The organism is Methanomassiliicoccales archaeon (assembly GCA_038850735.1).
GTDB lineage: Archaea > Thermoplasmatota > Thermoplasmata > Methanomassiliicoccales > JACIVX01 > JACIVX01.
Genome location: JAWCLO010000012.1, coordinates 34547 through 42698, shown reverse-complemented (window position 1 = coordinate 42698; position 8152 = coordinate 34547). Strand labels below are relative to the sequence as shown.

The window sequence follows — 8152 nt, the reverse complement described above, 5'->3', positions numbered from 1 at the left end:
TGGTTGGGTAATTAGGTCAGTAATTAGACATCTCGATCTCAATGGTTTCAAACCATTCAGAGATTGGGATAGATATCCGCTTACGGCCGTTTTTTCCGCCAGGGGCTGCACCATGAATTGTGCGATCTGTGGCGGTTCATGCAGTGCTATGAGGAGTGTGTTCTGCAGAAAGAGGCCAGCTTACAGGTCGCCAGAACTGCTTGCTCTCGATGTTTACAATATCTACTGTCATTTGAAGTCCCCAATCTTCATTGTCGGAGATCTACGCCAAGGAGGCAAGGATTACCCTGAGAGGTTTTTCAATGAGGTGAAGAAATTGGGCGTGGAAAATCATATCGTACTCGAGATATTCACGCCCGCCCAAAACGAATTTTTTTCCATGGCATCGAAGTCTCTCGGCAGTTATTCTGTTCAGTTTTCTCCCGATTCACAAGATGAAAAAGTCCGCTATGCATTAGGCAGATGCTTTGATAACGCTTCCTTAGAATCCACTGTTTTAAAGTCTTTCAAACATGGATGTAAACGATTCGATTTATTCTTCATGATCGGCCTTCCGCAACAAACACTGGCCTCAGTATTCGCGATAGCGGATTACATCGACCACTTCTACCGCACTATTGAATCTGCCGAAAAAGAAAAACTATTTTTCTATGCCTCTCCCCTTGCACCATTTCTTGATCCAGGTAGCCAGGCATTTGAAAACCCCGAGGTCTATGGATATAGGCTATTTGCTCGAACGCTTGAGGACCATCGCGTGAGGCTGTTGAATCCGAGTTGGAAAGATGTTCTGTCATATGAAACGATATGGATGACTCGATCGGAAATCGTTCGTTCGTCATATGATGTGGCTGAGCGGATTAACGCGAGAAGGTTTGAGTCAGGATTGATTTCTCGTGAAGCCTATGAGTCGCTTGTTGACAGGATAACGCTTGCAAGAAAACTCGATGCTAAAATCGAGTCAATCATGCTTATAAGAGACATGCAGGAAAGAAGAAATCAGCTTCAATCTCTCAGGGATGAGGTTCGTGCGCTAATGGAATCAACTATTTGTAAAAAAAGAGATCTTGAATGGGAAGCTGAAGGAATTCTCAGGTCAGTACCCCGCGCTCTATTCGGCATCTTGAAGGGTAAAAAAATGCGATGAACTTGTGTGCCCTCTTTTCGTGACTGATGAAAAGTTAATGATTCTTTTCTTGTCCTAACTCCACGGATCTCTGAGAAGCCGCGAACACAGCCTCTATCAAAGCGCCTCTCACACCGGCCGCTTCTAATATTGACAATCCTTCTATCGTTGTTCCTGCTGGGGAAGCAACCTGATCTTTGAGTTCGCCAGGATGCTTCTTACTCGTGAGGACGACCTTTGCGGAACCAAGTACCGTTTGAGCAGCTAATGCCAGTGATACATCACGTGGAAGTCCAGCGCGGACTCCACCATCAGCAAGGGCTTCAATGACGAGATAAACGAAAGCCGGTCCGCTTCCGCTGAGCCCTGTTACGGCGTCGAGAAGCTTCTCATCAAGGCAAAAGGCGATTCCTACAGACTCAAGGATCCTCTGTACGGTGTCCCTATCCTCTGGTGTAGCGTGGCTTCCAAGTGCAAATCCAGAAGCCGATGCGCCGACTAGGCATGCATGATTTGGCATGACTCTCACAACTCTGCTACCAGGTTTGAGTTTTGATTCGATAAATTTAATGCGAATACCAGCTGCGATCGATATAACCAGCTTATCTTGCGTGATATAGGGTCTTAGCTCCTCAAGAACCGATCCAACCACGTTAGGCTTTACGGCAAGAATGATTATATCACAAGATTTAACAACCTCTGTATTGCTATCAGTTGTAAGAATTCCAAGAGCCTTTGAAATGTATTCCCTTCTTTCCGGAATAATTTCGCTTGCAACTATACCTTCTCTTTCTGCGAGTCCAACGGATATAATCCCATTTATGAGAGCTTCAGCCATGTTTCCAGCGCCGATGAATCCGACCTTTTTCATCTAGCCACCCCAACTTAACCTTAATCGTGCATCCAGGTTGTTTCACGTGTTTGTAAGAGCTACTAACATGTTGGAAGTCCTTAAATAATTTAGCATTATTTATTTGAATCAATTTAGCTCGATTCCGTTGCGGTTGTCTGCAATATACATATTCCTATAACTATTCCATAATGTCCTTTCAACATTCTGCAAAATCCAAATGGCTTTCTGTTGTAAAGAATTTGCCTTTGAGCGTTCTCATACGCGAAAGGGCAAATTTGGCGATTTCGTATATTATTCTCCCATTTTTCTAAGAAATCTAAGTATTTCCCTCATGAATGCAGGCAGATCTGATGGTCTTCTGGATGTTATGATATTGTTATCGACGACAACCTCCTCATTTTTATACCGTGCACCTGCATTAATGAGATCGTCCTTAATCGCTATGACTCCCGTTACTTTCTTTCCTTTTAGAATACCTGCAGATATGAGAACTGAACCCCCATGACAAATAGCAGCCACGAGTTTTTTTGATTCGAATAATTCCCTTACGAAATCATTAATCGGCGGATACCTCCTCAGTCGGTCCGGTGCCCATCCTCCAGGAATAATCACACCATCAAAATCCGCTGCGTTTGCTTGAGAGATCTGCAACTCTGCTTTAACTTCGTAACCGTGCTTGCTGTGGTACACCTCGTCGCTCCCAGTACCGATTACTACTGGTGTGTAGCCCTCTTCGATCAGTCTCAGCAAAGGATACCAGAGTTCGAGATCTTCATAATCATTTTCCACGAGAATCGCGATTTTTTTCGGCAATAGATCACCCGAAGCATCTACAGAGCACGTAAATTATACACTTAACTATTCCGCTTTCAATACATATATTCCCGCCTGCTAGATTTTCAAAGCGGCAAGTTTCGAATTTCGGGGAAGGATCCCCTCCAATTTATGAGGTATCTAAAATATTGTGGTTTCAGAATATAATTGTCTATCGTTACCTCGGGTTCTTTCTGGCTTCAAAAGTTTCGCGATTTGTCGAAAGCATTTTCATGGAAAATTTAAATAAAGGCAGTATATTGTGCCTCCGATGTTACTTGAGAAGTATTTGCCCGTTGCGGTTTTCGCATTGGTAACAATACTTTTCCCAGCAATCGCATTTTACCTATCACGATTCTTCAGACCTACGAAAAAGATGGCGCAAAAGACACTTACATATGAATGCGGAGAAGTACCTATAGGCGAAGCGCAAATTCAATTTCACTTCCAATATTATATATTTGGTATAATTTTTGTCATTTTTGATATTATTACTGTATTTTTGATGCTTTGGGCTCTTGCCTTCACTGACCTGACGATTACCGCGAAGATATACATGGGAATCTTTATTGTAGTTTTATTGATCGGGCTTGCGTATGCGCTCAAGAAGGAGGAATTTCTATGGATTTGAGCCTCGCACCGAATGCTATTGCAATGAGCGTTAAGGAGTTTGCGAAATGGTCTTCAACTGTTTTTGATGACATCATGAGAGCTACAGGCATAAAAAAAGCTGTTGATAAGATCACGACACCCATTTGGAGCTGGTCCTTGAGAAATTCCATATTCCCGCTTCATTTCGGAATTGCATGTTGTGCTCTCGAAATGGCAGCTTCTTCCGCTCCGCGATGGGACGCCGAAAGATTCGGAATTGTCTACAGATCATCGCCAAGACAATGCGATGTTTTGCTCGTAAATGGATGGGTGACCACGAAACTCAGGCCGGACCTAAGAAGGCTGTATGAGCAGATGCCAGAGCCAAAATGGGTTATTGCAATGGGTGAATGTGCGATCTCAGGGGGTCCATGGTATGATTCGCCAACAGTTGTGCAGGGGGTAGACACTTTCATACCTGTCGATATTTACATTCCTGGCTGCCCGCCAAGGCCCGAAGCCCTGCTCGACGGGTTCCTCAAGCTCCAGGACATGATTCGGAAATCAACGAAGGGTAGGTTCTTAGAAGACTGAGGTGAAACTTTGAAAGAAGCTGGCGAGCATCCTACCAAGAAGATGTCGGAAAGTGATATTGTAAATGCTGTTAGAAAGGAGTTCCCCGATGGGGTGACTATCGGGGGACTAGCGCCAAGACGGATTTTTGCGAGGGCCGATAGATTTGTTTTTTACAAGCTCTGTCAATTCTTGAAAGATCAATTGAGCTTCGAACACGTATCGTGTGTAACTGGCGTTGATAGAATTGATCGGTTTCAGGTTGTTTATCACATTTCGTCTTATCAGAATCAGTGTGTATTGGAGATTACGGTGGACATTCCGCGAGAGGAACCAGAAATAGATTCTATAACACCTCTTTGGGGAGGAGCCAATTGGCATGAGCGAGAAACATACGACATGTTTGGAATCCGTTTCAGAAACCATCCGAGGCTTGAGCGAATATTCCTACCAGAAGACGCCCAGTATTTCCCGTTCAGAAAGGACTTCAAGCTGAGGGGGACTTAGAATGGCCGAAATGTGGATCAACATGGGACCACAACACCCGATGACTCACGGACTGTGGAATCTTCGGGTAAAAGTGGATGGCGAAACCATCGTCGATGCAGAACCTGTTGTTGGATACTTACATAGGGGTTGGGAAAAGCTGACAGAAAACAGGATGTATCCACAGATCATCCCCATGTCTGACAGGCTCTGTTATGGAGCATCAATGTCCTGGAGCCACCTTTACTGCCTTGCAGTTGAAGAGTTAATGGATGTTGAGGTTCCAGAAAGGGCTGAGTATATTCGAGTGATCGTCCTTGAGTTGCAAAGGATTGCAAGTCACCTTATGTGGCTTGCGGCATATGGTACGGATCTTGGCCTTCTAACGGGATTTGTCTACGCAATGAGAGAAAGAGAATTGTTTTTAGATCTCCTGCAAAGTGTCTCGGGAGCTAGAATGACTTACAATTACATGAGGATTGGAGGGGTAAGGAATGATCTCCCCCCGAATTTTGAAAGAGATTGTTTGAGAACACTCGACTTCTTCGAGAAGAAGCTCGATGAGTATGAACAGATATACGATAAGAGCGCGATCTTCCGATTGAGAACTGAGGGTGTAGGGATCCTCAAGGCTGCCGATGCCATTAATCTAGGCGTGACAGGTCCCAGCCTGAGAGGGAGCGGTGTGAGAATTGATATCAGAGATCACGATCCTTATTCAGTTTATGATGAGTTGGACTGGGACATATGTACCCATCCAGATTGCGACTGCTATGCGCGGTACAAGGTTCGCATGGATGAAATGAGAATGAGTTGCCACATCATTAGGGAAGCCTTCAAGAAAATGCCTGATGGACCAGTGCGCGTCAAGGCGCCACGGCATGCGCCGAAAAGAACAGCATTTGCCAGAGTGGAAGATCCAAGAGGTGAAGCCCTCATGTATGTTATAGGCGACGGAACAGATAAACCATTTAGACTGAAGGTAAGAAGTCCAATTTTTGTAACAGTTTCCGCGGTTCCAATCATGCTAAAGGGTTATAAGGTTGCGGATGTCCCCGCAATCATGGGTTCAGTTGACATGTGCTTAGGGGAAACGGACAGGTGAGCGAATGGACATTTACGGTTTCACTGAGATGATCGTAGACTGGCTCGTTGGCATCATAAGTTATTTTATTGATTGGCTAGGATTTCACAGATTTGCATCATGGCTGGAAAGTCAGAGTGTAATAGATTTCCTCACGATCTTAGGTGTAGCTCTGATCCTTTTCATAGTCGGTTTCCTAATAGCCATAACGATGATATGGCAAGAACGGAAAACATTGGGCAGACTTATGGATAGAAGGGGAGCGATGGTTGTTGGCCCTGCGGGATATTTTCAGAATATTGCTGATGGGCTGAAGACCTTCCTTAAAGAGATAATCATCCCCGAAAAAGCGGACAAAAAGGGATACAATTGGTCGCCAATAATCATTATCGGCTCTTCAATTCTCCTTATCGGTTTGATCCCAATAAGCGAACGTTTTTATCTGGCGGATCTTGATGGCGGCTTAATCTTCTTGTTCGCCATATTTAGTATAACACCCTTTGCAATTCTTATCGGTGGGTGGGCATCGAACAACAAGTATTCTCTTATTGGAGGAATGCGGTCTGCCGCGCAACTCATTAGCTATGAAGTTCCACTGCTTCTATCGATTGTTGGGGTAGTGATACTCGCAGGAAGCCTGAATCTTTCTGATATAGTGAGGGCTCAGCAGGAATCGATATGGTTCGTTATCCCCCAATTTATTGGTTTTGTTATATTTCTTATTACAATCGTGGCCGAAGTCGAAAGAATCCCGTTTGACTTACCTGAGGCAGAAGCTGAACTGGTGGAAGGATGGTGGACAGAATACGGAGGAATGCGATTTGGCTTATTGATGCTTGCCGAATACTTTAGAGGCTACGCTGGTGCAGCCGTCGGTGTTCTTCTGTTTTTGGGAGGATGGAACGGTCCAATTCTGCCACCCGAGATATGGTTCCTGATCAAGGTGTTCATCGTCTTCTTTGTATTCATTTGGATCCGAGGATCACTTACGAGAGTGCGCATCGATCAGATTTTGAACATTGGATGGAAGCGATTGATTCCGCTCTCGCTAATCAATATTCTCATTGCAGTTTTGATAAAATCCATGGGGTGGTTGTGATTGCCTGAGCAAGAAAAGAGGAAGAAGAAAAACATCGGAATCACTGGGTATGTGATTATGCCGATGTACGCTACCCTCAAAGAGACGCTTAGAGCCACGGTTCACCGCCCTAATACCGTTTTATATCCATGGGAGAAACTTGTTTTGCCCGATAATTATAGAGGACGCCCAGGTCTTATCATGGACCGATGTATCGGTTGTGGCATCTGTATGAGAATGTGTCCAACAGGTTGCATAGAGCTTGTGGAAATTGCCGACAAAGAGGGAAAGAAAATCAAGCGACCAAGCGTCAATCTTGGCAGATGCATGATGTGTGGTTATTGTGCTGAGTACTGTCCGAAGAACGCAATGATCGTCACACCGGAATATGAACTTGCGGCATTCAGCCGTGAAGAGCTAATTTATGACCCCTTTAAGCTGCAATATGAACACAAACCAGGATACGAAGTACATCTCACTGAGGTTACACCTTCAGAGCTCAGGAAGGGACTTAAACAGTTGCCAGCTGAGAGAGCCTTAGAATCAAAAGATAAGCCTGAATTGGACGACAAAAAATGCATCGGATGTTCAAGATGCGCCAAAGTATGCCCTGCAGGTGCGATTGAAATGATTCAGGCAGGTGTGAGCGATAAAGGAAAACCCATCAAGCGGCCGAAGTTCGATTATGAAAAGTGCGTAAGCTGCGAACAGTGCGTTGAAAACTGCCCCAGAGATGCCCTCACGATGAAGGAGGCGATTTGATGGAATGGGATCTCATATTTTTCTTGATATTTGCGATAATCACAGTAGCAGCTGCGATCTATGTGGTTGCATCAAAGGAAATCGTCCATAGTGTGATGTATTTGGCTCTGGCGTTTATCGGGGTTGCGATAGTATTCTTTTTCCTCAGCGCAGAATATGTTGCCATAATTCAGATCCTTATCTATGTTGGCGCCGTATCTGTTCTCATGCTCTTTGGAATCATGCTGACCAAGAGAAGAATCATGGGGGGTGAACGGATTTGAACCCTCAAAAGGCGCTTGCAGCGGTTGCAACTGTCGCATTATTCCTTGTCGTAGTCATCTCTATCTCTTCAACTAATTGGATACCAGGACAGATTACTCATTTTGAAATGGGAATGATTGCAGTCACACTGTTCGAGGATTACGGCATAACATTTCTTGTGATCGGCATAGTCATGTTTGCGGCAATGCTTGGTGGCGTTTTTCTCGCAAAGGAGGAAAGCAAATGATTCCAATGGAATACTTTCTTGCTTTGGCTGCCGTACTATTTATAATAGGTACTTATGGTGTACTAACAAGGCGGAATGCAATCGTTGTTCTAATGTGTATTGAGCTGATGCTGAATTCTGCCAATATCAACTTCGTTGCCTTTTCAGCATTTTATGATGATTTCCGTGGTCAAGTGTTTGCTCTGTTCTCCATCGCTATAGCAGCTGCTGAGGTGGCGGTAGGATTGGCCATATTGTTGGCTCTATCTAAAGCAAGAGACACAATAAATATCGATGAAGTCGACGCGCTGAGGTGGTAA

At 44.5% G+C, this 8152-nt stretch carries 12 protein-coding genes; 10 read left to right on the top strand and 2 right to left on the bottom strand.

All coding sequences use genetic code 11. From position 1 onward, the window contains the following. Positions 1 to 1144: TIGR04190 family B12-binding domain/radical SAM domain protein (locus QW087_07635; protein ID MEM2944593.1), on the top strand; the 1144-nt coding region annotated here is incomplete at its 5' end. Positions 1145 to 1178: 34 nt separating this feature from the next. Here the strand turns inward: QW087_07635 and proC are convergent. Together proC and QW087_07625 are read right to left on the bottom strand one after the other, a co-directional pair. Further along, the gene (proC, locus tag QW087_07630) at positions 1179 to 1994 is read right to left on the bottom strand and encodes a pyrroline-5-carboxylate reductase (GenBank protein ID MEM2944592.1); all 816 of its coding nucleotides are present in this window, start codon (positions 1992 to 1994) and stop codon (positions 1179 to 1181) included. 273 nt (positions 1995 to 2267) lie between these two features. Further along, positions 2268 to 2789, bottom strand: a complete 522-nt coding sequence (locus QW087_07625) for a type 1 glutamine amidotransferase domain-containing protein (GenBank protein MEM2944591.1) — start codon at positions 2787 to 2789, stop codon at positions 2268 to 2270. Positions 2790 to 3060: 271 nt separating this feature from the next. Here QW087_07625 and ndhC point away from each other — a divergent pair, with 271 nt between their 5' ends. The 9 genes from ndhC to fpoK are packed head-to-tail and all read left to right on the top strand — an operon-like array spanning position 3061 to position 8152. Then, positions 3061 to 3420 (top strand): NADH-quinone oxidoreductase subunit A, encoded by a 360-nt coding sequence (ndhC, locus tag QW087_07620; GenBank protein ID MEM2944590.1) that lies wholly within the window; start codon positions 3061 to 3063, stop codon positions 3418 to 3420. Continuing rightward, positions 3411 to 3974 (top strand): NADH-quinone oxidoreductase subunit B family protein, encoded by a 564-nt coding sequence (locus QW087_07615; protein MEM2944589.1) that lies wholly within the window; start codon positions 3411 to 3413, stop codon positions 3972 to 3974. Before ndhC ends, QW087_07615 begins: the two co-directional genes overlap by 10 nt. A gap of 9 nt (positions 3975 to 3983) precedes the next feature. Continuing rightward, positions 3984 to 4460, top strand: a complete 477-nt coding sequence (locus QW087_07610) for an NADH-quinone oxidoreductase subunit C (GenBank protein ID MEM2944588.1) — start codon at positions 3984 to 3986, stop codon at positions 4458 to 4460. A gap of 1 nt (position 4461) precedes the next feature. Beyond that, complete coding sequence (locus tag QW087_07605) at positions 4462 to 5544, top strand: NADH-quinone oxidoreductase subunit D (GenBank protein MEM2944587.1); 1083 nt, start codon at positions 4462 to 4464, stop codon at positions 5542 to 5544. A 4-nt stretch (positions 5545 to 5548) separates the two neighbouring features. After that, positions 5549 to 6622 carry an NADH-quinone oxidoreductase subunit NuoH gene (gene nuoH, locus QW087_07600; GenBank protein MEM2944586.1) on the top strand — a complete coding sequence of 358 codons (1074 nt, stop codon included), beginning with the start codon at positions 5549 to 5551 and terminating at the stop codon, positions 6620 to 6622. Continuing rightward, positions 6623 to 7363 (top strand): 4Fe-4S binding protein, encoded by a 741-nt coding sequence (locus QW087_07595; GenBank protein MEM2944585.1) that lies wholly within the window; start codon positions 6623 to 6625, stop codon positions 7361 to 7363. Further along, positions 7363 to 7626, top strand: coding sequence for an NADH-quinone oxidoreductase subunit J (locus QW087_07590; protein MEM2944584.1), 264 nt, complete (start codon positions 7363 to 7365; stop codon positions 7624 to 7626). The genes QW087_07595 and QW087_07590 overlap by 1 nt, the downstream gene beginning before the upstream one ends. After that, positions 7623 to 7853 carry a hypothetical protein gene (locus tag QW087_07585; protein ID MEM2944583.1) on the top strand — a complete coding sequence of 77 codons (231 nt, stop codon included), beginning with the start codon at positions 7623 to 7625 and terminating at the stop codon, positions 7851 to 7853. The genes QW087_07590 and QW087_07585 overlap by 4 nt, the downstream gene beginning before the upstream one ends. Next, positions 7850 to 8152: a F420H2 dehydrogenase subunit FpoK gene (gene fpoK / locus QW087_07580; GenBank protein MEM2944582.1), complete on the top strand. Its 303-nt coding sequence runs from the start codon at positions 7850 to 7852 to the stop codon at positions 8150 to 8152. The genes QW087_07585 and fpoK overlap by 4 nt, the downstream gene beginning before the upstream one ends.

Bases quoted from the DNA above. Each gene is read 5' to 3' on its own strand.
- proC (MEM2944592.1), bottom strand. From the start codon at position 1,994: ATGAAAAAGGTCGGATTCATCGGCGCTGGAAACATGGCTGAAGCTCTC.
- ndhC (MEM2944590.1), top strand. From the start codon at position 3,061: ATGTTACTTGAGAAGTATTTGCCCGTTGCGGTTTTCGCATTGGTAACA.
- QW087_07615 (MEM2944589.1), top strand. From the start codon at position 3,411: ATGGATTTGAGCCTCGCACCGAATGCTATTGCAATGAGCGTTAAGGAG.
- QW087_07605 (MEM2944587.1), top strand. From the start codon at position 4,462: ATGGCCGAAATGTGGATCAACATGGGACCACAACACCCGATGACTCAC.
- nuoH (MEM2944586.1), top strand. From the start codon at position 5,549: ATGGACATTTACGGTTTCACTGAGATGATCGTAGACTGGCTCGTTGGC.
- QW087_07590 (MEM2944584.1), top strand. From the start codon at position 7,363: ATGGAATGGGATCTCATATTTTTCTTGATATTTGCGATAATCACAGTA.
- fpoK (MEM2944582.1), top strand. From the start codon at position 7,850: ATGATTCCAATGGAATACTTTCTTGCTTTGGCTGCCGTACTATTTATA.